The 23,347-nt window shown below is 65.3% G+C and carries 22 protein-coding genes; 2 read left to right on the forward strand and 20 right to left on the reverse strand.

Annotated features, from left to right (window positions below; genetic code table 11):
• Positions 1 to 51 precede the first annotated feature (51 nt).
• The 5 genes from ACJ7Z0_RS04730 to ACJ7Z0_RS04750 form a co-directional block, all read right to left on the reverse strand.
• On the reverse strand, positions 52 to 537 hold the full coding sequence (locus tag ACJ7Z0_RS04730) for a GNAT family N-acetyltransferase (RefSeq protein ID WP_431131713.1): 486 nt from the start codon (positions 535 to 537) through the stop codon (positions 52 to 54).
• The gene (gene glmM / locus ACJ7Z0_RS04735; protein WP_434788908.1) at positions 534 to 1,871 is read right to left on the reverse strand and encodes a phosphoglucosamine mutase; all 1,338 of its coding nucleotides are present in this window, start codon (positions 1,869 to 1,871) and stop codon (positions 534 to 536) included. The genes ACJ7Z0_RS04730 and glmM overlap by 4 nt, the downstream gene beginning before the upstream one ends.
• Complete coding sequence (folP, locus tag ACJ7Z0_RS04740; RefSeq protein WP_434788909.1) at positions 1,868 to 2,770, reverse strand: dihydropteroate synthase; 903 nt, start codon at positions 2,768 to 2,770, stop codon at positions 1,868 to 1,870. Before folP ends, glmM begins: the two co-directional genes overlap by 4 nt.
• Positions 2,771 to 2,833: 63 nt before the next feature.
• Positions 2,834 to 4,750 carry an ATP-dependent zinc metalloprotease FtsH gene (ftsH, locus tag ACJ7Z0_RS04745; protein ID WP_434788910.1) on the reverse strand — a complete coding sequence of 639 codons (1,917 nt, stop codon included), beginning with the start codon at positions 4,748 to 4,750 and terminating at the stop codon, positions 2,834 to 2,836.
• 178 nt (positions 4,751 to 4,928) lie between these two features.
• Entirely contained in the window at positions 4,929 to 5,597 is a 669-nt protein-coding gene (locus tag ACJ7Z0_RS04750; protein WP_434788911.1) for an RlmE family RNA methyltransferase, read from the reverse strand.
• Between the two features lie 90 nt (positions 5,598 to 5,687).
• Here ACJ7Z0_RS04750 and ACJ7Z0_RS04755 point away from each other — a divergent pair, with 90 nt between their 5' ends.
• Positions 5,688 to 6,167, forward strand: a complete 480-nt coding sequence (locus ACJ7Z0_RS04755) for a YhbY family RNA-binding protein (RefSeq protein WP_369655926.1) — start codon at positions 5,688 to 5,690, stop codon at positions 6,165 to 6,167.
• 41 nt (positions 6,168 to 6,208) lie between these two features.
• The gene (locus tag ACJ7Z0_RS04760; protein ID WP_434788912.1) at positions 6,209 to 6,928 is read left to right on the forward strand and encodes a glycosyltransferase; all 720 of its coding nucleotides are present in this window, start codon (positions 6,209 to 6,211) and stop codon (positions 6,926 to 6,928) included.
• A gap of 48 nt (positions 6,929 to 6,976) precedes the next feature.
• On the opposite strand, the gene ACJ7Z0_RS04765 is transcribed toward ACJ7Z0_RS04760, so the two are convergent.
• The 15 genes from ACJ7Z0_RS04765 to rseP form a co-directional block, all read right to left on the reverse strand.
• Positions 6,977 to 7,402, reverse strand: coding sequence for a DUF4149 domain-containing protein (locus ACJ7Z0_RS04765; protein WP_431131727.1), 426 nt, complete (start codon positions 7,400 to 7,402; stop codon positions 6,977 to 6,979).
• A 10-nt stretch (positions 7,403 to 7,412) separates the two neighbouring features.
• The gene (gene greA, locus ACJ7Z0_RS04770; RefSeq protein WP_093023583.1) at positions 7,413 to 7,889 is read right to left on the reverse strand and encodes a transcription elongation factor GreA; all 477 of its coding nucleotides are present in this window, start codon (positions 7,887 to 7,889) and stop codon (positions 7,413 to 7,415) included.
• 64 nt (positions 7,890 to 7,953) lie between these two features.
• Positions 7,954 to 8,823, reverse strand: coding sequence for a Kdo hydroxylase KdoO (kdoO, locus tag ACJ7Z0_RS04775; RefSeq protein ID WP_434788913.1), 870 nt, complete (start codon positions 8,821 to 8,823; stop codon positions 7,954 to 7,956).
• Between the two features lie 5 nt (positions 8,824 to 8,828).
• Entirely contained in the window at positions 8,829 to 12,077 is a 3,249-nt protein-coding gene (carB, locus tag ACJ7Z0_RS04780; protein WP_434788914.1) for a carbamoyl-phosphate synthase large subunit, read from the reverse strand.
• A gap of 1 nt (position 12,078) precedes the next feature.
• On the reverse strand, positions 12,079 to 12,636 hold the full coding sequence (locus ACJ7Z0_RS04785; protein ID WP_431131733.1) for an ORF6N domain-containing protein: 558 nt from the start codon (positions 12,634 to 12,636) through the stop codon (positions 12,079 to 12,081).
• A complete protein-coding gene (gene carA, locus ACJ7Z0_RS04790) occupies positions 12,629 to 13,798 on the reverse strand; it encodes a glutamine-hydrolyzing carbamoyl-phosphate synthase small subunit (protein ID WP_431131734.1) in 1,170 nt (389 codons plus the stop codon). The genes ACJ7Z0_RS04785 and carA overlap by 8 nt, the downstream gene beginning before the upstream one ends.
• 198 nt (positions 13,799 to 13,996) lie before the next feature.
• Positions 13,997 to 14,791: a TrmH family RNA methyltransferase gene (locus ACJ7Z0_RS04795; RefSeq protein ID WP_434788915.1), complete on the reverse strand. Its 795-nt coding sequence runs from the start codon at positions 14,789 to 14,791 to the stop codon at positions 13,997 to 13,999.
• 8 nt (positions 14,792 to 14,799) lie between these two features.
• Entirely contained in the window at positions 14,800 to 15,519 is a 720-nt protein-coding gene (gene rnhB, locus ACJ7Z0_RS04800) for a ribonuclease HII (RefSeq protein ID WP_434788916.1), read from the reverse strand.
• The gene (gene lpxB, locus ACJ7Z0_RS04805; protein WP_434788917.1) at positions 15,491 to 16,639 is read right to left on the reverse strand and encodes a lipid-A-disaccharide synthase; all 1,149 of its coding nucleotides are present in this window, start codon (positions 16,637 to 16,639) and stop codon (positions 15,491 to 15,493) included. Before lpxB ends, rnhB begins: the two co-directional genes overlap by 29 nt.
• Before the next feature lie 13 nt (positions 16,640 to 16,652).
• The gene (gene lpxA, locus ACJ7Z0_RS04810; protein ID WP_434788918.1) at positions 16,653 to 17,441 is read right to left on the reverse strand and encodes an acyl-ACP--UDP-N-acetylglucosamine O-acyltransferase; all 789 of its coding nucleotides are present in this window, start codon (positions 17,439 to 17,441) and stop codon (positions 16,653 to 16,655) included.
• A gap of 23 nt (positions 17,442 to 17,464) precedes the next feature.
• Positions 17,465 to 17,914 (reverse strand): 3-hydroxyacyl-ACP dehydratase FabZ, encoded by a 450-nt coding sequence (gene fabZ, locus ACJ7Z0_RS04815; protein WP_055797294.1) that lies wholly within the window; start codon positions 17,912 to 17,914, stop codon positions 17,465 to 17,467.
• A gap of 23 nt (positions 17,915 to 17,937) precedes the next feature.
• On the reverse strand, positions 17,938 to 18,915 hold the full coding sequence (gene lpxD / locus ACJ7Z0_RS04820) for a UDP-3-O-(3-hydroxymyristoyl)glucosamine N-acyltransferase (RefSeq protein WP_431131744.1): 978 nt from the start codon (positions 18,913 to 18,915) through the stop codon (positions 17,938 to 17,940).
• 15 nt (positions 18,916 to 18,930) lie between these two features.
• A complete protein-coding gene (locus ACJ7Z0_RS04825) occupies positions 18,931 to 19,476 on the reverse strand; it encodes an OmpH/Skp family outer membrane protein (protein ID WP_434788919.1) in 546 nt (181 codons plus the stop codon).
• Complete coding sequence (gene bamA, locus ACJ7Z0_RS04830; RefSeq protein ID WP_431131748.1) at positions 19,477 to 21,912, reverse strand: outer membrane protein assembly factor BamA; 2,436 nt, start codon at positions 21,910 to 21,912, stop codon at positions 19,477 to 19,479.
• A gap of 38 nt (positions 21,913 to 21,950) precedes the next feature.
• Positions 21,951 to 23,321 (reverse strand): RIP metalloprotease RseP, encoded by a 1,371-nt coding sequence (rseP, locus tag ACJ7Z0_RS04835; RefSeq protein ID WP_434788920.1) that lies wholly within the window; start codon positions 23,319 to 23,321, stop codon positions 21,951 to 21,953.
• Positions 23,322 to 23,347 lie beyond the last annotated feature (26 nt).

The following is a 23,347-nucleotide window of genomic DNA, read 5'->3' on the forward strand; positions in this document are numbered from 1 at the left end:
GGATTAGGGTGAGGGCCGACGGCGCCAAACGCGCCTCGGCCCTTTTTACGTTCAGAGCTTCTTCTGCAGAAACACCGCGTGTCCAAACGCCGGATCAAGCTGATAGCCGATGAATCCTTCACGCTCGTAGCTGCGCAGCGCAGGCTCATTGCCTGAGAGCACTTCGAGCGTCAGCTTGCAGGCGCCACGCGCCCTCGCCTCCTGCTCCACTCGCGCGAACATGCGCTGCGCCACGCGCTGGCCGCGATGGCTGGGCAGGACGACCACGTCGTGCACGTTGACCAGTGGGCGGCAGGCAAAAGTCGAGAAGCCTTCGATGCAGTTGACGAGACCGACGGGCTGTGCGCCGTCGTACGCCAGCACGCTGAAGGCTTGCGGCCGCGCGGCCAGTGCCGCGGGCAGGCCGGCGCGCACGCTGGCTTCGAGTGGCGTGCCGCCGCCGGCGGGATCGCGCGCATAGGCGTCGAGCAGATCGACCAGCGCGGCCGCGTGCGCGGCATTGCGGTAATCCGCCAAGACGACTTCGATGGCCGTCAACGCGCGGGCTCGAGGGTTGCCGCAAGGCGTTTCGCGCACGCTTCGGCCTGCTTCGCGTCGCGCGCTTCGACCATCACGCGCACCAGCGGCTCGGTGCCGCTTGCGCGAATCAGCACGCGGCCGCCATCGCCGAGTTCGGCTTCGGTACGCTGGGTTTCGCTTGCCAGGGCGTCGTTGTTCTTCCAGTCCTGGCCGGGCGCCAGTCGGACATTGATCAGGACCTGGGGGAACAGTGTGAGATCCGAAAGCAATTGCGCCACGGTCTTGCCGCTGCGCACGCAAGCCTGCAGCACCTGCAGCGCACTCACGATCCCGTCGCCGGTGGTGTGGCGGTCGAGCACCAGCAGATGGCCCGAGCCCTCGCCGCCCAGCAGCCAGCCGCGCTTGTCGAGCTCTTCGAGCACGTAGCGGTCGCCCACCTTGGCGCGCACGAACTCGATGCCCTGGCCGCGCAGCGCCACCTCGACGGCCTTGTTGGTCATCAGCGTGCCGACCACGCCCACGGGCTTTTCGCCGCGCGCGATGCGCTCGGTCACCATCAGGTAGAGCAGTTCGTCGCCGTTGAAGAGACGCCCGCTCGCGTCGACGAGCTGCAGGCGGTCGGCGTCGCCGTCGAGGGCGATGCCGTAGTCGGCCTTCTGCTCGGTCACGGCCGCCACCAGCGCTGCCGGATGGGTGGCGCCAAAGCCGTTGTTGATGTTGAGCCCGTCGGGCGTACAGCCGATGCTGGTGACCTCGGCGCCCAGTTCGTGGAAAACGTTAGGCGCCACCTGGTAGGCCGCGCCATGCGCCGCGTCGATCACCAGCTTCATGTCGCGCAGCGTCAGGTCGTTGGCGAAAGTGCTCTTGCAGAACTCGATGTAGCGGCCTGGCGCGTCGTTCAGCCGGCGGGCCTTGCCGAGTTCGGCAGAGGTTGCCCACACAGGAGCCTCCTCGAGCGCGGCCTCTACCGCAAGCTCCCACTCGTCGTCGAGCTTGGTTCCCTGTGCGCTGAAAAACTTGATGCCGTTGTCCGGGTAGGCGTTGTGGCTGGCGCTGATCACCACGCCCAGGCTCGCACGCTGCGCGCGCGTCAGGTACGCCACGCCGGGGGTCGGCAGCGGGCCCAGCAGCACCACGTCGACGCCCGCGGAATTGAAGCCCGACTCGAGCGCGCTTTCGAGCATGTAGCCCGAGATGCGGGTGTCCTTGCCGATCAGCACCGTGGGGCGCGACTGGCTCCTCTTGAGCACGCGGCCCACGGCATGCGCGAGGCGCAGAACGAAGTCGGGTGTGATGGGCGACTGGCCGACCGTACCGCGGATGCCGTCGGTGCCAAAGTATTTTCGGGTCACGGGATCTCCTCTTGTTGTTGATCTTGTGAAACTTGCAAATCGGGATGCGGCTCTTCGGCCTTCATGGCGCGCCATACGGCGAGTGCCGACACCGTTTCGCGCACATCGTGCACCCGCACGACGGCCGCGCCCCGCTCTACTGCGAGCACCGCTGCCACCACGCTGGGCACCATGCGTCCGCTGGCAATCTCGATGCCGCTCACGGCGCCGATCGACGACTTGCGGGACCAGCCCAGCAGCAGCGGATAGCCGGCTCCGAGCAACTCGCGCTGGCGTGCCAGCAGGACAAAATTCTGCGCCACGGTCTTGCCGAAGCCGATGCCTGGGTCGAGCGTGATCCGCGAAGGATCGATCTTCAGCGCCTGCAATTGCGCCAGCTGCTCCGCCCAGAACGACAGCACCGCGGGCACCACGTCACCCTGCATCGGCGCGGCCTGCATGGTTTGCGGATCCCGGTGCATGTGCATCAGGCAGACGCCGCACGAAGGATGCGCAGCCACGGCTTCGCGCGCACCGGGCTGCCGCAGCGCCCAGACGTCGTTGACGATGTCGGCGCCCAGTTCGAGTACCGCGCGCATGACTTCCGGCTTGTAGGTATCGACGGAGACGGGCACGTTCAACTTGACCGCCTCCCGGACCACGGGCAGCACGCGCGCCAGCTCGGCGTCGAGCGGCACGGCCGGGCTGCCCGGGCGGGTCGATTCGCCGCCGACGTCGAGGATGTCGGCGCCCTCTTTCAGCAGCTGCTCGCAATGGCGCAGCGCGGCCTCGGTGGAGGCATGCGCTCCGCCGTCGGAGAAGGAATCGGGGGTGACATTGACGATGCCCATCACGCGCGGCTGCGCGAGATCGATTGCGAAACGCGCGGTCTGCCAGACCGGTGCGTGAGGCGTCGTCATGCTGCGGCACCTTCATCGAAAACGGGGCCCAGGGCCCCGTTGCTGTTTGACGCCGGATGCACTTCAGGCAACTGTGGGCGCCGGATCCGGATTGACGGCTGGCGTGCCGCCGCTGCCGCCACTGCCCGACGGCGGGATGCGCGGCGTCCAGTCCTTGGGCGGACGCGGGGCGCGGCCGGCCATGATGTCGTCGAGCTGCTCGGTGTCGATGGTTTCCCATTCGAGCAGGGCCTTGGCCATGGCGTGCATCTTCTCGCTGTTTTCCTCGATGAGGCGGCGCGCCTGGGCGTACTGCTCGTCGATGATGCGGCGCACCTCGGCGTCGACCTTTTCCATGGTCTGTTCGCTCATGTTCGTGGTCTTGGTGACCGAGCGGCCGAGGAACACTTCGCCTTCGTTCTCGGCGTAGACCATCGGGCCCAGCGCGTCGGTCATGCCGTAGCGCGTGACCATGTCGCGAGCGATGGAGGTCGCGCGCTCGAAGTCGTTGCTGGCGCCGGTGGTCATCTGGTGCATGAACACTTCTTCGGCAATGCGGCCGCCGAACAGCATGCTGATCTGGTTCAGCATGTACTCGCGGTCGTAGCTGTAGCGGTCTTGCGCCGGCAGGCTCATGGTCACGCCCAGGGCGCGGCCGCGAGGAATGATGGTGACCTTGTGGACCGGGTCGCACTTGGGCAGCAGCTTGCCGATAAGGGCGTGGCCGGACTCATGGTAGGCCGTGTTGCGGCGCTCTTCCTCGGGCATGACCATGCTCTTGCGCTCGGGGCCCATGAAGATCTTGTCCTTGGCCTTCTCGAAGTCCTGCATTTCGACCACGCGCGCATTGCGGCGTGCAGCCATCAGGGCGGCTTCATTACAAAGGTTGGCCAGGTCGGCGCCAGACATGCCGGGCGTGCCGCGCGCGATGACGCTCGGGTTCACGTCTTGGCCCAGTGGCACCTTGCGCATGTGCACGCCGAGGATCTGCTCGCGGCCGCGAATGTCGGGCAGCGTGACATACACCTGGCGGTCGAAACGGCCCGGTCGCAGCAAGGCGGCGTCCAGGATGTCCGGGCGGTTGGTGGCAGCCACCACGATCACGCCGAGGTTGGTTTCGAAACCGTCCATCTCGACCAGCATCTGGTTCAAGGTCTGTTCGCGTTCGTCGTTGCCGCCACCCAGGCCGGCACCGCGCTGGCGACCCACCGCATCGATTTCGTCGATGAAGATGATGCAGGGAGCGTTCTTCTTGGCGTTCTCGAACATGTCGCGCACGCGGGCAGCGCCCACGCCGACGAACATTTCAACGAAGTCGGAACCCGAGATCGAGAAGAACGGAACCTTGGCTTCGCCGGCAATCGACTTGGCCAGCAAGGTCTTGCCGGTACCCGGAGGGCCGACCAGCAGCAGGCCACGCGGAATGCGGCCGCCCAGTTTCTGGAAGCGCTGCGGGTCCTTGAGGAAGTCGACGACTTCACGGACTTCTTCCTTGGCCTCGTCGCAGCCCGCGACGTCGGCAAAGGTAACCGTGTTGTTGTTTTCGTCCATCATGCGGGCCTTGCTCTTGCCGAAGCTGAACGCCCCGCCTTTGCCGCCGCCCTGCATCTGGCGCATGAAGTAGATCCAGACGCCGATCAAGAGCAGCATCGGGCCCCAGCTCACCAGGAGCGTCATGAGGAGCGAGCCCTCTTCGCGCGGCTTGACGTCGAACTTGACGTTATGGTCGATCAGGTCGCCCACCAGACCGCGGTCGAGCACGGTTGCGGTTGTGCGGATCTTGCGATCGTCATTGGTGACGGCCACGATTTCACCGCCGCCGGCACCTTCAGGGATGACGGCACTCTTGATCTGGTTGTTCCGGACCTGGTCCAGGAACTCCGAATAGCTCACCGCCCCTGAGCCGACCCCGCCACGGGTGTCGAACTGCTTGAACACAGTGAACAACACCATGGCAATGACGAGCCATACGGCAACTTTGGAAAACCACTGATTGTTCAAACGAAGCTCCAGTCGAAAGCGCGTGACAAGATTGTGAAAGAACGCGCTATGGATACGCAATTGCGCCCCATTTTAGGCTTTTCAAGCTACGAAAAGCGGGCATTTCCCTAAAGCAGCCATAGCTTGACAAGGGTTTGCGCCCCATTGGCGCCCTGCCGGGGCCTCCGGCGTCAAGGTATCAAGGCGTTTCCTGGGCTTTCAGACCCATGCCGACGAGAAAGGTTTCGGACGATTTGTCGCGCGAAGCCTTGGGTTTGAAAGGCTTCACCGTGCGGAAATTCGCCTTGAACAGCTTCACCAGCTCGTCATAGCCGCTGCCATGGAAAAGCTTGGCGACCAGCGCCCCTTCGGGCTTCAGATGATGCCGGGCGAAGTCGATTGCAAGCTCGATCAGGTGGGCCACGCGTGCGGCGTCGGCCGAATGGATGCCCGACAGGTTGGGAGCCATGTCGGACACCACCAGGTCGGCCTTGCGGCCCGCCAGGACGCCCAGCACCTGTTCGAGCAACTCCGCCTCGCGGAAGTCGCCCTGCAGGAAGGTCACGCCCTCGATCGGTTCCATCGGCAGCATGTCGAGCGCGATGATGGTGCCGTTCAGCTCGCCGGCCGCAGCGCCGTCAGGGGACATCCGCCGCCGCAGGTACTGGCTCCAGGCACCGGGCGTGGAGCCCAGGTCGACCACGAGCTGGCCCGGCCTGACGAGGCCCAGCGATTCGTCGATTTCCTTGAGCTTGTAGGCGGCGCGTGCGCGGTACCCCTCCCGCGTGGCCAGTTTGACGTACGGGTCGTTGATGTGGTCGTGCAGCCACGCCTTGTTGACTTTTTTGCTTTTCGCCTTGGTGCTCATGGGGACCCTCTCGTGCTTCGCGCTGCGGTATTCGCCTTGGAAGCGGCCCGGCGTTTCGAGAGGTTGCTTTCTACCCTCGATAATACGGGGATGCCCGCCATTCAACTTACCCCTGCCGAGCGCAAGGTGCACCGCGCCGAAGCTCACCACCTGGATCCGATCGTCATGGTCGGTGGAGACGGGCTCACCCCTGCCGTGAAAAAGGAAGCCGACGCGGCGCTCAAGGCCCATGGCCTGATCAAGGTCCGCGTCTTTTCCGACGACCGCCTGGCCCGCGACGCCATGCTGCGCGAACTGGCCGAGGAGCTCGACGCAGCGCCCATCCAGCACATCGGCAAGCTGCTGGTGCTGTGGCGCCCCAAGCCCGAAAAGGAGCGTGTGGTCGATGAAGACCGCATGCCCGGCCCGCGCGACATCAAGGTGCTGAAGTACAGCAAGCGCGGAGGCCAGCGCCCCGAAATCAAGACCCTGCGCGTGCTCGGCAACCAGCGCCTCACCCCCGGCGGCACCATCAAGCGCGCCAAGGCGAAGCGCCCGCTCTCGGCCAAGAAACGCAATCAGGCAGACTGAACTTGGTGGCAGCGCAAGGCGTCCAGCGCCACATTCTCTGCATGAAGTGGGGCACCAAATACGGCCCCGAATACGTCAACCGCCTCTACGCGATGGTGCGCCGCAATCTCAGCGGCGACTTCAAGTTCGTGTGCCTGACGGACGACGGCAACGGCATCCGCCCCGAAGTGACGTGCCTGCCGATCCCGCCGCTGAACCTCCAGCTGGCGCCGGGCCAGCGCGACGGCGCATGGAAGAAGCTCACGACCTTCGAAAAGGACCTGCACGGCCTGCGCGGCACCGCCCTGTTCCTGGACGTCGACGTGGTTGTCGTGGGCAGCCTCGACGCCTTCTTCGAGCAGTCCGGCGAATTCCTGATCATTCACGACTACGCACGCCCCTGGCGCCGCGAGCGGATCACGGGAAATTCATCGGTGTACCGTTTCGAGCTGGGCGCCCATGCCGACGTGCTGGCGTATTTTCGCGACAACATGGACAAGGTGCAGGCCGAATACCGCAACGAACAGGCCTACCTGTCCGACATGCTGCACAAGCAGGGCAAGCTCTCCTACTGGCCCGCGGCCTGGTGCCCGAGCTTCAAGTACCACGGCATTCCCATGTGGCCGACCAACTACTGGGAAGAGCCCTTCGTGCCCGAGGGCGCACGCATCATGGTGTTCCATGGCGAATGCAACCCTCCGGATGCACTCGCGGGCCGGCGCAACCGGGCTTTCCGCTTCATCCGGCCTGCGAACTGGGTCGCGAAGTTCTGGAAAGAATGAAATGAACGGTTGACGGACGGGACAGGCAGGCGGTCCTGCCGCCCCGCTTCAGTCTGCCGTGGGCGCCCTGGCAGCGCCCATGCGCCAGAGCAGCGCACCAGCACAGAGCCATTGAACCAGGTACATCCCGCTTCCCACGGCGTGCCACAGCTTGAGGTTGTCGCGCGCCAGAATGCGCGGCGCCACGGCATATTGCTGGAGCAGCGCCAGCAGCAACGCACCCAGTATCAGGAAGATGGCGGTCATCGAGGCGCTGTCGATGCGGTCGTCCATCCTGGTCCTGAAATGAACCAGGAGGAGCAGGCCGCAGCCAATGGCGATCCAGCTCTGCGCCTCGAACAGCTGGCCGGCAAAATTGCCGGCCACCGCGGGATTGCCGAGCTTCGCGAAGAGCATCGGCACCACCAGGAAACCGATTGTCGTGAGACTGCCCCACCAGAAGGCGGCCAGCAGCAGCGCGAGGCGGTCTTTCATCCAGCGCGGATCAGAGGTAGCGGACCGCCACGATCTCGTAGCGCTTGAGGCCGCCCGGGGCCTGCACTTCTGCCACATCGCCCTCTTCCTTGCCGATGAGCGCACGCGCGATCGGGCTGGAGATGTTGATGAGGCCCAGCTTCAGGTCGGCTTCGTCCTCGCCGACGATCTGGTATTTGACGCCTTCGCCCGACTCTTCTTCCTCGAGCTCGACCGTGGAGCCGAACACCACCTTGCCGCCCGCGTCCAGCTCGGTCGGGTCGATGATCTGCGCTGCCGAAAGCTTGCCTTCGACTTCCTGGATGCGGCCTTCGATGAAGCCCTGGCGGTCTTTCGCGACTTCGTATTCGGCGTTCTCGCTCAGGTCGCCCTGTGCACGGGCCTCGGAAATCGCGTTGATGACCCAGGGGCGGTCCACGGTCTTGAGCTGATGCAATTCAGCGCGCAGTTTCTCGGCACCGCGCTTGGTAATTGGAATGGTTGCCATGTTTGGTTCTCCATAAAGCGAAACCGCCGAACGCTGCCGTTCGGCGGTCGATTGGGGGAAAGGATCAGACGAGGGTGCGCCTGGTCAGCCGGCTCAGGATGGCGAGCGGGCTCGAATCCGGATTGTATTGCTTCGCCGCGGGCAGATGAAGGGTCTGCTCGAGCATGTACTGCCCCGCCATGACGGCGTGCGAGGTCTGGTCGGAGAAGCACACCCACACCGAACCTGGCGGGAACTCCGCCTTCTCCTGCGGTGAATTCTCCTGGTAGGCCATGTCTGACTTCATGCCGTCGTGCAGCTGCAGCATCAGGTGGTCGTATTCGCTGCGGAACGACTTGGTCACATGCAACGCCTGCAGCAGCTTGGCCTGCCATCGCACATAAGTCTTGGCACGCGGCAGAAAGCGCTTGGCAATGTCTTCGAAGGGCTCGCCCACGCGCCACACGCGCGGCGCGCCGTCGGGGTTGACGTTGGTGAACACGCGCAGGATGCGCTCGCCATAGTTGGGCCGCGACGGAAACGCATCGACGTGCAAGCGCCGGTCATCGGCGCGCCACGACTGCACGCGCGTCTCGACCTGGGCCGGCCGGTAGCTGGTCGGCGCCAGTCGCAAGGCAGGCGTGTAGTGCGGCAGCAGGCCATGGATGAGTTGCTGTGCCTGAGTGCGAAAGCGCCCGACCATCGCCGCAGTTGCGCGCTGCACCTGCTCGTCGCCCGCCACCCCCTTGAGGTGGCCGTTGGCATCGAGGCTGATGTTGCGCACGTCGGGCGACAGCAGGCTGGGCGTCAGCAGGCTGCGCTCTTCCGGCAGCAGCTCGAAGCCCAGACGCGGAAAGTACAGCACCTTGCCGGCCTCGAGCGCCGCGATCCACGCCTCGTTGGGCGTGGCCGCGTTCCAGTCGGCCAGGTCCAGTTCGACCAGCTGGGTTTCCATGGCGCTCAGGCGGCGGCCAGCTGCGCGTGCATCTCCTGCACCGAGATCACGCCGAGCTCGTCCATGAAGCCCATGCCTTCGACCGCGGCTTCAGCGCCGAAGATCGTGGTGAACGTGGTCACGCGCGCCAGCAGCGCCGAGGTGCGGATCTGCCGAGAATCGGTGATTGCGTTGCGGCGCTCTTCCACCGTGTTGATGACCAGCGCAATCTCGTTGTTCTTGATCATGTCCACGATGTGCGGGCGACCTTCGGTCACCTTGTTCACCGTCGCGCATTCGATGCCCGCGGCGCTGATGGCGGCTGCGGTGCCCTTGGTGGCGATGACTTCGAAGCCCAGCTTGACGAGGCCACGCGCCACTTCCACGGCGCGGGCCTTGTCGTTGTTCTTCACCGAAATGAAGACCTTGCCCGATTTCGGCAGGTGCGTGCCGGCGCCCAGCTGCGACTTCACGAAGGCTTCGCCAAAGGTCTTGCCCACGCCCATCACTTCGCCGGTGGACTTCATCTCGGGGCCGAGGATGGTGTCCACGCCCGGGAACTTGACGAACGGGAACACGGCCTCCTTCACGCTGAAGTACGGCGGCGTGACTTCCTTCGTCACACCCTGCGACGCGAGCGACTGGCCGGCCATGCAACGTGCCGCCACCTTGGCGAGCTGGATGCCCGTGGCCTTGCTCACGTAAGGCACGGTGCGGGAAGCTCGCGGGTTCACTTCGAGCACGTAGATGACGTCCTTGCCGTCCTTCTGCTGGATGGCGAACTGCACATTCATCAGGCCGACCACGTTGAGCGCCTTCGCCATCGCGGCGCTCTGGCGCTTCAGCTCGGCGATGGTCTCGGCGGTCAGGCTGTAAGGCGGCAGCGAGCAGGCGGAGTCGCCCGAGTGCACGCCGGCCTGTTCGATGTGTTCCATCACGCCGCCGATCAGCGTGCCGCCTTCGGCATCGCGGATGCAGTCGACGTCGCACTCGACAGCGTCGTTCAGGAAGCGGTCGAGCAGCACCGGCGAGTCGTTGCTCACCTTGACAGCTTCGCGCATATAGCGCTCGAGGTCGCGCTGCTCGTGCACGATTTCCATCGCGCGTCCGCCAAGCACGTAGCTCGGGCGGACCACCAGCGGATAACCGAGGGCCGCAGCCTTTTCGAGCGCTTCGGGCTCGGTGCGGGCGGTGGCATTCGGCGGCTGGCGCAGGCCCAGCTCATGCAGCAGCTTCTGGAAACGCTCGCGGTCTTCGGCCGCGTCGATCATGTCGGGCGAGGTGCCGATGATCGGCACGCCGTTGGCTTCGAGGTCGAGCGCGAGCTTGAGCGGCGTCTGGCCGCCGTACTGCACGATCACGCCCAGCGGCTTTTCCTTGTCGACGATCTCGAGCACGTCTTCGAGCGTGAGCGGCTCGAAGTACAGGCGGTCCGAGGTGTCGTAGTCGGTCGACACGGTTTCGGGATTGCAGTTGACCATGATGGTCTCGTAGCCGTCTTCGCGCATGGCGAGCGCGGCATGCACGCAGCAGTAGTCGAACTCGATGCCCTGGCCGATGCGGTTGGGGCCGCCGCCGAGCACCATGATCTTCTTCTTGTCGGTCGGGTCGGCTTCGCACTCGTCCTCGTAGGTCGAGTACATGTAGGCCGTGTTGGTCGCGAACTCGGCCGCGCAGGTGTCCACGCGCTTGTAGACCGGGCGCACGCCGAGGGCACGGCGCTTCTCGCGAATCGCGGTATCGGTGGTCTTCAGCTGGCGCGCCAAACGGCGGTCGGAGAAGCCCTTCTTCTTCAGCGCGAGCAGCGTGTCCTTGTCGATATCGTCGAGCGACTTGGTTTCGAGTTCGAGTTCGATCTTCACGATCTCTTCGATCTGCACCAGGAACCACGGATCGATCTTGGTCAGCGCGAACACTTCATCCACGCTCAGGCCCATGGCAAAGGCATCGCCCACGTACCAGATGCGCTCGGGGCCGGGCTCGCCGAGTTCCTTCTCGAGCACTTCGCGGTCCTGCGTCTTCTCGTTGAGGCCATCGACGCCCACTTCAAGGCCGCGCAGCGCCTTCTGGAACGATTCCTGGAAGGTGCGGCCCATGGCCATCACCTCGCCCACCGACTTCATCTGCGTGGTGAGGCGCGAATCGGCCTGCGGGAATTTTTCGAATGCGAAACGCGGAATCTTGGTGACCACGTAGTCGATCGACGGCTCGAACGACGCGGGCGTGGCGCCGCCCGTGATCTCGTTGCGCAGCTCGTCGAGCGTGTAGCCCACGGCCAGCTTGGCCGCGACCTTGGCGATCGGGAAGCCCGTCGCCTTGGAGGCCAGCGCCGACGAACGCGAGACGCGTGGGTTCATCTCGATGACGACCATGCGGCCGTCCTTCGGGTTGATGGAGAACTGCACGTTCGAGCCACCGGTGTCCACGCCGATCTCGCGCAGCACGGCCAGCGAGGCGTTGCGGAGAATCTGGTATTCCTTGTCGGACAGCGTCTGCGCGGGGGCCACGGTGATCGAGTCGCCGGTGTGCACGCCCATCGGGTCGAGGTTTTCGATCGAGCAGACGATGATGCAGTTGTCGGCCTTGTCGCGCACGACTTCCATCTCGTACTCTTTCCAGCCGAGCAGCGACTCTTCGATCAAGAGCTCGTTGGTGGGCGAGGCCTCGATGCCGCGCTTGCAGATGGTCTCGAACTCTTCCGGGTTGTAGGCGATGCCGCCGCCGGTGCCGCCGAGCGTGAAGCTGGGGCGGATCACGGTCGGGAAGCCGACCGACTTCTGCACGGCCCATGCTTCGTCCATCGAGTGGGCGATGCCGGAGCGCGCCGAGCCGAGGCCGATCTTGGTCATCGCGTCCTTGAACTTCAGGCGGTCTTCGGCCTTGTCGATGGCTTCGGGCGTGGCGCCGATGAGTTCGACCGGCTTGTTGGTGGCCGCGCCCGTGTACTTGTCGAGCACGCCGTTGCGCCAGAGGTCGAGCGCGCAGTTGAGCGCAGTCTGTCCGCCCATGGTCGGCAGGATCGCGTCGGGGCGCTCCTTGGCGATGATCTTCTCGACCGTCTGCCAGGTGATCGGCTCGATGTAGGTGACGTCGGCGGTGGCCGGGTCGGTCATGATCGTCGCGGGATTGCTGTTGATCAGGATGACCTTGTAGCCCTCCTCGCGCAATGCCTTGCAGGCCTGCACGCCGGAGTAGTCGAACTCGCAGGCCTGGCCGATGATGATCGGGCCGGCGCCGATGATGAGAATGGATTTGAGGTCTGAGCGCTTGGGCATCTTATTTGTCCTTGGTGAAACCGATGCCGCGGCCGCTGTAGGCGCCCGGCTTCGGCTCATCCATCAGTTGATGGATCGCGTTGAATACATCGCGAAAGTTCTGGTCGTACCGCTGTTCCAGCGCGTTCAGCTTGCGCTTGAGATCGGCGTGCTCCGACAGCATGCTGCGCAGCTTGACGAAGGAACGCATGATCTCGATGTTGACGGCCACGGCGCGTTCGCTGCGCAGCACGCTCGACAACATGGCCACGCCCTGTTCGGTGAACGCCACGCTTCGGTAGCGCGCGCCACCGGAGCCCGGCTTCTCGGGTTTTGAGATCACAAGTTGTGATTTCAAATTCTCGAGGTCCTGGTTCTCCAGGGTGAAGGCGAAATCCGCCGGAAAACGATCGAGGTTGCGGCGCATGGCCTGCAACAGCACCCGGGTCTCGACGCCATAGAGCGCGGCAAGGTCCTGCGCCAGCATGACCTTGAGGCCGCGCAGCGCGTAGATCTTGCCCTCGGCATCGCGCAAGGCGGCGATGACCGAAGCGTCGAGCACCGCGGGTGCATCAGCCACGTGCCTGCTCCATGAGCGCGGTGAAGCGGTCGAACAGGTAGCCGATGTCGTGCGGGCCGGGCGAGGCTTCAGGGTGGCCCTGGAAGCAGAACGCGGGCTTGTCGGTGCGGGCGAGGCCCTGCAGCGTGTTGTCGAACAGGCTGATGTGGGTGGCGCGCAGGTTGGCCGGCAGCGACTTTTCGTCGACCGCGAAGCCGTGGTTCTGGCTGGTGATGCTCACGCGGCCGTTGTCCAGGTCTTTCACCGGATGGTTCGCGCCGTGGTGGCCGAACTTCATCTTGAAGGTCTTCGCACCCGAGGCCAGCGCCATGATCTGGTGCCCCAGGCAGATGCCGAAGGTGGGAATGCCGGTCTCGATGAGTTCCTTGACCGCGCTGATGGCGTAGTCGCAAGGCTCCGGGTCGCCCGGGCCGTTGGCCAGGAAGATGCCATCGGGCTTGAGCTTGAGCACATCGGCGGCGGGCGTTTGCGCCGGCACCACGGTGATGCGGGCGCCGCGCTGCGCGATCATGCGCAGGATGTTCTTCTTGACGCCGTAGTCGAAAGCCACCACGTGGAACCTGGGTGTGATCTGCACGCCATAACCAGCGCCGAGCTTCCACTCGGTTTCGGTCCACTCGTAGGTCTGCTTCACCGACACGACCTTGGCCAGATCGAGCCCGGCCATGTTGGGCGCGCCCTTGGCCGCTGCAATGGCCTTGTCGATCAGCGCCTGCGTGACCGCCTCACCCGCGGCCAGGCCCAGGATGCAGCCGTTCTGCGCGCCGTGGGTGCGCAGGTGGCGGGTCAGCTTGCGGGTGTCGATGTTCGCGATGGCCACCGTCTTGCCGGCCACGAGGTATTCGCTCAGCGTGGCCGTCTTGCGGAAATTGGATGCGACGAGCGGCAGGTCTTTGATGATCAGGCCAGCGGCATGGATCTTGTCGGCTTCGATGTCTTCCCCGTTGACGCCGTAGTTGCCGATGTGCGGATACGTGAGCGTCACGATCTGCTGGCAATAACTCGGGTCGGTGAGGATTTCCTGGTAACCGGTCATGGAGGTGTTGAACACCACCTCACCGGTCGTGGAGCCGGCGGCTCCGATCGAATTGCCTTGAAAGACCGTGCCGTCTGCGAGCGCCAGGATGGCGGGCGGGAAACTTCCCTTGAGAGACAAAAGCACTGGGTTCTCCGGATGGTTACGGTCGCCCGGAGCCCCAGGCGCGTTGCCTGCGGACTGCTGCTTAAGGGGATTTTGGCGTTAAAGGCGGCCGGGCGACGCTATTGCGAGTAAGCCCCCGATTGTAGCTCGGCGGCATCGCTCTCCCGCCTCGCGGGGCCGTAAAACATACGCGCCTCATGCCTTTATGGCATTGGCAAATCAGGAAACGGCCTGCGCAAACCCGGCCGCACCGCTCGCGTGCAGGCAGATGGCCGCCGCGGCAGCCACGTTCAGCGACTCCTCGCCGCCCGGTTGCGCAATGCGGATGTGATGCGTGGCCCGCGCTTCGAGCGCGGGCGAAACGCCCTGCCCCTCGTGGCCCATCAGCCAGGCGCAGGGGTTTGGCAGGCGCGCCTCGTGCAGCCACTCGCCCCGGTGCGAACTGGTGGCCAGCAGCGGTACCTTCAGCTCGTCGAGCGCGTCGGCTTCCACGCCTTCGATCAGCCGGAGGCCAAAGTGCGCGCCCATGCCCGCGCGCAGCACCTTCGGCGCCCACAGCGCCGCCGTGCCCTTGAGCGCGATCACCTGCTTGAAGCCGAAAGCCGCTGCGCTGCGCAGGATGGAGCCGGCATTGCCGGCATCCTGCAGCCGGTCGAGCACGACGCTCGGCGCGTCGGGCAGCAGCGCGGGCCGGGAAGGCAGCTCGAGCACGAATCCCATCGGCGCCGGCGATTCCAGCCCGCTGACGGCGCGCAGGAGGTCATCGTCAACCACTACCGTTTTAGTAGCAGCATTCGCCCACTCGGCGGGGGCCAGCGGCCAAAAAGATTCAGAAAAAACGGCGATGGCGGGCTTGACCCCCCGCGCGAGTGCCGCGCGGCAGAGATGGTCGCCTTCGAGCCAGAGTCGGCCGAGTTTGCGGTAGGCGCCCGGGTCCTGGGCCAGCTTGCGCAAGTCCTTGAGCAGCGGGTTGTCGCGCGAGCTGATGTGGCTCGCGCCGGTCGGGGTGGTCATGTGGCGGCTCAGCGCTCGGCGCGCAGGTCGAGGTGCACGGTCTCGACCGTTGCAATGGCCATCGGCAGCGGCATGGCGGCTTCGGCCAACGCAGCTGCATCGGCCATCGTGCGCGCCAGCGCCGCGGCCACCGGACTGAACGACCTGCGGTGATGCACGCATGCACCGTGGCGCTGCAGCGCCTCCAGGTGCTCCGGCGTGCCGTAACCCTTGTGGCCGGCAAACCCGTAATGGGGAAACTCGACGTGCAACTGCTCGCACAGGCGGTCGCGGTGGACCTTGGCCAGGATCGACGCAGCGGAAATCGCCTTGATCCGGGCGTCGCCCTTGACGATGGCTTCAGCCAGCACGTCGAGCGTCGGCAGGCGGTTGCCATCGACCAGCACCTTGGCGGGCTTGAGCCGCAGGCCCTCGACCGCGCGGCGCATCGCGAGCATCGTGGCCTGCAGGATGTTGTGGGTGTCGATTTCTTCCACGCTGGCTTGCGCCACCGAGCAGCACAGCGCCTTGGCCAGGATCTGGTCGTGCAGGCGCTCGCGTTGCAGCGCCGTGAGGGTCTTGGAATCGGCCAGGCCGCGGATCGGGCGCTGGTCGTCCAGGATGACGGCGGCCGCCACCACCGGACCGGCCAGCGGGCCACGGCCCGCCTCGTCCACGCCTGCAACGAGGCCCGGGGCGTCCCACACGAGGGCAGCCTGCTCAGCCTTCAAGAACTTTCTGGATCGCATCGGCGCAAAGTGTCGGCGTATCGCGCTGCAGTTGCACGTGCAGCTCTGAAAATTTTTGTTGCAGCGCCTGCGTCTTTTGGGGCGCATCGAGCCAGGCGAGCGTGGCCTGGGCCAGCGCCTGCGGCGTGGCCGCGTCCTGCAGGAGCTCGGGCACCACGAACTCGCGCGACAGGATGTTGGGCAGACCGACCCACGGCTGGAGCTGCTTGCGCTGCATGAGGCGCCACGACAGCGAGTTCATGTTGTAGGCAATGACCATCGGGCGCTTGAACAACGCCGCCTCGAGCGTGGCGGTCCCGCTGGCGATCAGCGTGACGTCGCAGGCGGCCAGCGCGGCATGCGACTGGCCGTTGAGCAAGGTCACGCGCCCGGCGATGCCGCTGGCCTGCAGCAGGGCCTCGACCTCGACGCGCAGGCTCGGCAGGATGGGCGCAACGAACTGGAGCGCGGGCCTTGCCTTCAGCATCTGCGCGGCGGCAGCAAAGAACCGGGCGGCCAGGTAGCGCACTTCCGAACGGCGGCTGCCGGGCAGCAAGGCGACGACCTCCGCGTCGGGTGCGAGGCCCAGCGCGGCACGGGCCGCGCCACGATCGGGCGCCATGGGAATCACGTTGGCCAGCGGATGGCCGACGTAGCTGCCCTGCACGCCATGTTCGGCCAGCAGCGCGGGCTCGAACGGGAAGATGCACAGCACGTGGTCGGCTGCGGCGCGGATCTTTTCGATGCGGTCAGGGCGCCAGGCCCAGATCGAGGGACAGACGAAATGCACCGTCTTCATGCCGCGGCCGCGCAACCCGGCCTCGAGATCGAGGTTGAAGTCGGGGGCGTCCACGCCGATGAAGAGTTCGGGCCATTCGCGCAGCAGCCGCGCCTTGAGCTGGCGGCGGATGCCGGCAATCTCAGCATAGTGGCGCAGCACTTCGATGTAGCCGCGCACGGCCAGTTTTTCTTGCGGCCACCAGCTCTGCAGGCCATGCGCAAGCATGCGCGGCCCGCCGATGCCCACCGTCTGGAGCGACGGCCAGCGCGCCTGCAGGCCATCGAGAAGAAGGCCCGCGAGCAGGTCGCCGGAAGCTTCGCCCGCGACCAGCGCGAACCGCCGCTGTTCGTCCTTGCCCATGCCGAGAGTTACTTCAACGCGCGATGCCGCGCGTCGAATTGGCCAGGAAGCGCTCCATCAGCGCCACGTCCTCGGCCGCCTCGGGCGTGTCGGCCGCCAAGGCGGTGATGCCGGCGCGCGCTTCTTCGAGCGTCTTGCCCTGCCGGTACAACAGACGATGCATCTGCTTCACCGCGGCGAGCCGGGGTGCCGAAAAATCGCGGCGGCGCAGGCCGACGAGATTGAAGCCGCGCACCGCCAACGGATTGCCGTCGACCAGCATGAAGGGAGGCACGTCCTGCGACACCGCACTGGCAAAGCCGACCATCGCGTGGGAGCCCACCGAGACGAACTGGTGAATGCCGGTCAGCCCGCCGATGGTGACCCAGTCGGCCAGGTGCACGTGGCCGGCCAGCGTGGTGTTGTTGGCCAGCGTGGTGTGGTCATCGACGCGGCAATCGTGCGCGATGTGCGTGTACGCCATGATCCAGTTGTCGTTGCCCACGCGCGTAATGCCGCCCGCCCCCGGTACGCCGAGGTTGAAGGTGCAGAACTCGCGAATGACGTTGCGGTCGCCGATGACCAGCTCGGTCGGCTCGCCGGCGTATTTCTTGTCCTGCGGCACGGCGCCGATCGACGAAAACTGGAAGATCCGGTTGTCGCGGCCGATGGTGGTGCGGCCCTCGATCACGCAATGCGCGCCGATGCTCGTGCCGGCACCGACCCGCACGTGCGGACCGATGATGGTGTAGGGCCCCACCGAAACCGAGGCGTCGAGCTCTGCCTTCGGGTCGACGAGCGCTGTCGAATGAACCTGCGTCATGCCTTGTCGTAACCGCCGCAGGATCAGTTGATCTGGCGCATGGCGCACATCAGCGTGGCCTCGCAGGCGAGCTCGCTGCCCACCAGGGCGCGGCCCTTGAACTTCGAGATCCCGGCTTTCATGCGCTCGATCTCGACTTCGAGCGTGAGCTGGTCGCCGGGCTCCACCGGGCGCTTGAAGCGCGCGCCGTCGATGGCCGCAAAGTAGTAGACCGTGTTGTCGTCGGGCACGATGTCCAGCGAATGGAACGACAGCAGTGCCGCCGCCTGCGCCATGGCTTCGAGCATCAGCACGCCCGGCATGACCGGGCGGTGAGGAAAATGGCCGTTGAAGAACGGCTCGTTCATCGTCACGTTCTTGAGCGCCGTGATGCGCTTGCCCTTTTCCATGCCCAGCACGCGATCCACCAGCAGGAACGGATAGCGGTGGGGCAGCAGCTTGAGGATTTGATGGATATCGAGCGTCGTCGTCATGATTTTCTGTTCCTGCATCGTCTTCACTTTTTCTGGGGGGCCTTTTCGAGCGCTTTGAGTCGTTCGCGCAGGCTGTGCAACTGCTTGAGCGTTGCAGCATTTTTTTCCCAGCTCGCATTGTCGTCGATGGGGAACATGCCGGTGTACTGGCCGGCCTTGTGGATCGAGCGCGTGACCACCGTTGCGGCCGAAACATGAACGCCGTCGGCCACCGTGAGATGGCCCAGCACGATGGCGCCGCCGCCGAAGGTGCAGTGCGCTCCGATGGTGGCGCTGCCCGCCACGCCCACGCAGCCCGCCATGGCCGTGTGCTTGCCGACCCGCACGTTGTGGCCGATCTGGATCAGGTTGTCGAGCTTGACGCCATCTTCGATGACGGTGTCGTCGAGCGCGCCGCGGTCGATGCAGGTGTTGGCGCCGATCTCGACGTCGTTGCCGATGCGCACCGCCCCCAGCTGCTCGATCTTGACCCACGTGCCCTGGTGCGGCGCCAGGCCGAAGCCGTCGGCGCCGATCACCACGCCGGGATGCAGCAGGCATCGCTCGCCGATCACGCAGTCTTCGCTGATCGTCACGCGCGACTTCAGGACCGTGCCGGCGCCGATGCGTGCACCCCGCTCCACCACGCACAACGCGCCGATGCGCGCCGTTGCGTCCACATGGGCTTCGGGATGGATCACCGCGGAGGGATGGATGCGGTCGGCTTCGGGACGCGCATGGTGCGCCTTCCACAGCTGCGTGAGGCGCGCGAAATAAAGATAGGGATCAGGAGCGACGATGTACGCGCCGCGTGCCGCCGCGGCTTCGCGCATGGCGGGCGAAACGATCACGCAAGCGGCCTTGGAGGCTGCCAGTTCCTGCTGGTATTTGGGATGGCTCAGGAAGCTGAGCGCATCGGGCTGTGCATTCTGGAGCGGCGCAAGCCGCTCGATGGACAGCGCCGCGTCCCCGTGGAGCTCGCCCCCCAGGGCGCTGACAATGGCTCCGAGCTGCAATGACACGCCGATTTCGCGGCGTTACTTGCCGCCCGTTGGCGAAGAAGCGGTCGAGGCGTTCAGCGCCTTGATCACCTTGTCCGTGATGTCGTGCTTCGGATTGATGTAGATCGCTTCCTGCAGGATGGCGTCGTACTTTTCAGCCTCGGCCACCTGCTTCACCACGCGGTTGGCACGCTCATAGACCTGCTGGAGCTCTTCGTTCTTGCGCGCATTGAGGTCCTCCTGGAACTCGCGGCGGCGGCGCTGGAAATCGCGGTCCTGGTCGACCAGCGCGCGCTGGCGCGAAGCACGCTGGCTTTCGGACAAGGTGGGCGCCTCGCGCTCGAACTTTTCAGAGGCCGTCTTCAGTGCCTCGCCCTGCGTCGTGAGGTCTTTCTCGCGCTTGAGGAACTCGGCCTCGAGCTTGGCTTGCGCGGCCTTGGCCGGCTGGGCTTCACGCAGCACACGGTCTGGATTCACGAATCCGATGCGAAAGGTTTCCTGCGCCTGGGCCGCGGTCGCGGCAACCAGTGCAAAAACAGGAATCAACAACGCGCCGGCTGCAGCGCGAATCAAATGCTTCATTTAGAAAGACGTTCCAATCTGGAATTGCAAGCGCTGGATTCTATCCTTCGGGATCACGATCAACCCGGTATTCGGATCCACCACTTCCTTTTGGGATTTGATGGGGAAAGCGTAGGCAAGACGCAGCGGACCCAGCGGCGAAATCCAGCTAATCCCCAAGCCGACCGAGGCGCGCAGCTTCTTCTGGGCCTTGTACTGCTCGTCGGTCAGGCCTTCGGCGCGCGAGCCGAACACGTTGCCGACGTCGAAGAAGCCGTAAAGGCGAAGGGTGCGGTCATTGCCGGCGCCGGGGAACGGCGTGCTGAGCTCGGCATTGAAGACCGCCTTCTTGGTGCCGCCCAGAGCGGCGCCTTCGGTCTGGCCAATCAGTGGCACGTCGCGCGGGCCCAGCGAATTCTGCTCGAAGCCGCGGATCGAACCCAGGCCACCGGCGTAGAAGTTCTTGAAGATCGGGTAGACCTTGCCGCCCAGCGGCTTGGCATAACCCACGTCCGCGTTGATTGCGAAGGTGTATTGCTTGTTGATCGCGAAGAACTGCTGGTACTGGTAGTTCGTCTTGATGTACTGCATGTCGCCGCCAACGCCCAGCTCGAGGTTGGCACGCTGCATGCGGCCGGTGGTCGGAACCAGGGCGCTGTCGCGATTGTCACGGCCCCAGCCGACGGTCAGCGGGACGCCCCACACGCTCTTCTGGGCGCACTCGGTCACGAACAAGCCGCTCGCATCCTTGGCGCACTGGAAGTAGCGCAGGTAGGACGCTGGCGTGAAGAGCCCCGAGAACGAGGTCGAGGTGTTCGGATCGAACGCGTAGCGCTCGAGGCCGGCGCCGAAGAAGACCGTGTCGACTTCGCTGAACGGCACGCCAAAGCGGATCGAAGCGCCCTGGTTGACCAGCTTGTAGTCGCCGTCGACGTTGGTCGAGTATGGACGCGTGGTGGTGTGGTAGAGGCTGATCGTGCGCGAGATGCCGTCCTTCGTGAAGTACGGATCCGTGGTGGTCACCGACAGCGTGCGGTTGTACTTGCTGGTGTTGACCTGGACGCCCAGGAAGTTGCCCGAACCGAAGACATTCTCTTGCGAGATACCGAAGGTGAGAGCCACCTTTTCGGCGCTGGAGTAGCCGGCACCGAGCTGCAGGCTGCCGGTGGGCTTTTCCGCCACGTTGACGACCAGGTCGACCTGGTCGGGCGAACCCGGGATTTCCTGGGTCTCGACGTTCACTTCGGTGAAGAAGCCAAGGCGGTCCACGCGGTCGCGCGAGAGCTTGATCTTGTCGCCGTCGTACCAGGAGGCCTCGAACTGGCGGAACTCGCGCCGGATCACTTCGTCGCGGGTCTTGGCGTTGCCGCCCACGGCGACACGGCGCACGTAGACGCGGCGCGAAGGCTCGGCTTGCAGCGTCAAGGTGACGCGGTTGTTGACGCGATCGATTTCGGGGCGTGCCTGCACGCGCGCGAACGCGTAGCCGAAGGTGCCGAAATAGTCGGTGAAGGCCTTGGTGGTTTCGGTGACCTGCTCGCCGTTGTAGGGCTCGCCGGGCTTGATGGTCACGAGCGACTTGAATTCCTCGTCACGGCCGAGATAGTTGCCGTCGAGCTTGACGCCGGCCACCACGAACTTTTCGCCTTCGGTGATGTTGACGGTCACCGACAGATCCTGGCGGTCGGGCGAGATGGCAACCTGGGTCGAATCGATGCGGAATTCGAGGTAGCCGCGCGTGATGTAGTACGAGCGAAGCGTTTCCAGGTCGGCGTTGAGCTTGGAACGCGAGTACTGGTTGGACTTGGTGTACCAGCTCATGAAGCCGCCGCTGTCCTGGTCGAACAGGCTCAGCAGGGTCGATTCGCTGAATGCCTTGTTGCCGATGACGCGCACTTCGCGGATGCGGGCGGAATCGCCCTCGGTCACGGTGAACGTGAGGTTGACGCGGTTGCGCTCGATGGGCGTGACCGTGGTCACGATCTGCGCGTTGTAGAGGTTGCGGCTCACGTACTGGCGCTTGAGCTCCTGCTCGGCGCGGTCGGCCAGTGCCTTGTCGTAGGGCCGGCCATCGGCCAGGCCGACTTCGCGCAGCGCCTTCTGTAGGGCAGCCTTTTCGAATTCCTTGGCGCCGACAAAATCGACGTCGGCAATGGTGGGCCGCTCTTCGACGATCACCACCAGCACGTTGCCGTTGACGTCGATGCGCACGTCCTTGAACAAACCCAGGTCGAACAGCGCGCGAATGGCGGCGGAGCCGCGTTCGTCGCTGTAGGTGTCGCCGACACGCAGAGGCAGCGATGCGAAGATCGTGCCGGGCTCGACCCGCTGCAAGCCCTCGACGCGAATGTCGCGCACCGTGAAAGGCTCGACGGCCCAAGCTGCCGTGGCCGCCAGCGCGCTGGCCACCACCGCGGCAACGCTACGCAGGCGAAAGCGACTGAAGTTTGTGTTCATCTGTGAATTGGGCCGGCGCGGAAAGGGCCGGCAGAAAGTTAACCAAAGAGCCGCGTGACGTCGTTGAATAGTGCGACCGACATCATGACCAGCAGCAAGGCGACACCGCCGCGCTGCAGCCGTTCCATCCAGGCGTCAGAGACGCTCTTGCCGGTCAGGCCCTCCCAAAGATAATACATCAGGTGCCCCCCATCGAGGACCGGCAGCGGCATGAGATTCAGCACGCCAAGGCTCACGCTGATCAGCGCAAGGAACACCAGGTACTGAGTGAAGCCAAGGCTCGCGGACTTGCCCGCATAGTCGGCGATCGTGAGCGGTCCGCTCAAATTCTTGAGCGAAGCCTCGCCGATCACCATCTTGCCCATCATGCGGACAGTGAGGGCCGAGACCTCCCAGGTGCGCACGATGCCGCGCCAGACTCCGTCGATGGGCCCCTGCCGAACCATGACCATCTCGGGCGGCGCACCGACATACGCACCGATGCGGCCGACCTTCACGGCGCCCTCTTCGCGCAGCTCGGGCTTGACTTCAAGCTCGATCGACTGCCCGCCACGCCGCACTTGCCAGGTTTGCGCACGCGGCTGGTCGCCGTCGATCGACGTGCGGATCACTTCGCGCAATTGCTGTCCGTCGACGATGGCCGTGTTCCCCACGGCGCGAACCACGTCGCCATTGCGAAGGCCCGCGCGGTCCGCGGCGCTGCCGGCCATCACCTGGCCGATCTCGGGCCGGGTCAGCGGCGCGATCACGCCGATCTTGCGGAACATCTGCGGGTCGGCGTCCTTGGCCTCGATGCGGCTGAGGGGCAGGACGATCTGCCGCGCAGCCTGCCCGCCCTCGCCCGCCACCTCGAGCGTGAGGTCCCGGCCGTCGAGGGCGCCGCGCGTCATCCGCCAACGCAGGTCTTCGAACGATTGCACCGGCTCCAGGTCGCCCTCGAAGCCGGCGCGCGTGACGTGCTCGCCGCCGCGCAAGCCCGCGGCCTCGGCCAGCGAGGCCGCGACCGGCCGGGCCAGCTTGGCGACGGGCTCGTCCACGCCGATCCAGTTGACGGCCGTGTAGAGCACCACCGCGAGCAACAGGTTGGCAATGGGGCCCGCGGCAACAATGGCGGCGCGCGAACGCAGCGGCTGCGTGTTGAAGGCACGGTGGCGTTCTTCCGGCGCTACCGGCCCCTCGCGCTCATCGAGCATCTTGACGTAGCCGCCCAGAGGGAACGCAGCGATGACGAATTCGGTTTCCTGGCCCGGGTGCTGCCGCTTGGGCTGCCAGCGATAGAGGGTCTTGCCGAAGCCGACCGAGAACCGCAGAACCTTGACGCCGCACGCCACCGCGACGCGGTAGTGCCCATACTCGTGCACGGCAATGAGGATGCCGAGTGCAACCACGAAAGCGATGACGGTAAGCATCCGGATCCTCTATCGGCTAGGGGGTG

The sequence above is a fragment of the Variovorax palleresanus genome (genome assembly GCF_051144945.1).
GTDB classification, from domain to species: Bacteria; Pseudomonadota; Gammaproteobacteria; order Burkholderiales; family Burkholderiaceae_C; genus Variovorax; species Variovorax paradoxus_S.

What these genes read in the sequence shown, in the direction of transcription:
- folP (WP_434788909.1), bottom strand. Translation starts at nt 2,770, where the DNA reads ATGACGACGCCTCACGCACCGGTCTGGCAGACCGCGCGTTTCGCAATC.
- ACJ7Z0_RS04750 (WP_434788911.1), bottom strand. Translation starts at nt 5,597, where the DNA reads ATGAGCACCAAGGCGAAAAGCAAAAAAGTCAACAAGGCGTGGCTGCAC.
- ACJ7Z0_RS04755 (WP_369655926.1), top strand. Translation starts at nt 5,688, where the DNA reads ATGCCCGCCATTCAACTTACCCCTGCCGAGCGCAAGGTGCACCGCGCC.
- ACJ7Z0_RS04760 (WP_434788912.1), top strand. Translation starts at nt 6,209, where the DNA reads ATGAAGTGGGGCACCAAATACGGCCCCGAATACGTCAACCGCCTCTAC.
- ACJ7Z0_RS04765 (WP_431131727.1), bottom strand. Translation starts at nt 7,402, where the DNA reads ATGAAAGACCGCCTCGCGCTGCTGCTGGCCGCCTTCTGGTGGGGCAGT.
- greA (WP_093023583.1), bottom strand. Translation starts at nt 7,889, where the DNA reads ATGGCAACCATTCCAATTACCAAGCGCGGTGCCGAGAAACTGCGCGCT.
- kdoO (WP_434788913.1), bottom strand. Translation starts at nt 8,823, where the DNA reads ATGGAAACCCAGCTGGTCGAACTGGACCTGGCCGACTGGAACGCGGCC.
- carB (WP_434788914.1), bottom strand. Translation starts at nt 12,077, where the DNA reads ATGCCCAAGCGCTCAGACCTCAAATCCATTCTCATCATCGGCGCCGGC.
- ACJ7Z0_RS04795 (WP_434788915.1), bottom strand. Translation starts at nt 14,791, where the DNA reads ATGACCACCCCGACCGGCGCGAGCCACATCAGCTCGCGCGACAACCCG.
- rnhB (WP_434788916.1), bottom strand. Translation starts at nt 15,519, where the DNA reads ATGCGATCCAGAAAGTTCTTGAAGGCTGAGCAGGCTGCCCTCGTGTGG.
- lpxB (WP_434788917.1), bottom strand. Translation starts at nt 16,639, where the DNA reads ATGGGCAAGGACGAACAGCGGCGGTTCGCGCTGGTCGCGGGCGAAGCT.
- lpxA (WP_434788918.1), bottom strand. Translation starts at nt 17,441, where the DNA reads ATGACGCAGGTTCATTCGACAGCGCTCGTCGACCCGAAGGCAGAGCTC.
- fabZ (WP_055797294.1), bottom strand. Translation starts at nt 17,914, where the DNA reads ATGACGACGACGCTCGATATCCATCAAATCCTCAAGCTGCTGCCCCAC.
- ACJ7Z0_RS04825 (WP_434788919.1), bottom strand. Translation starts at nt 19,476, where the DNA reads ATGAAGCATTTGATTCGCGCTGCAGCCGGCGCGTTGTTGATTCCTGTT.
- bamA (WP_431131748.1), bottom strand. Translation starts at nt 21,912, where the DNA reads ATGAACACAAACTTCAGTCGCTTTCGCCTGCGTAGCGTTGCCGCGGTG.
- rseP (WP_434788920.1), bottom strand. Translation starts at nt 23,321, where the DNA reads ATGCTTACCGTCATCGCTTTCGTGGTTGCACTCGGCATCCTCATTGCC.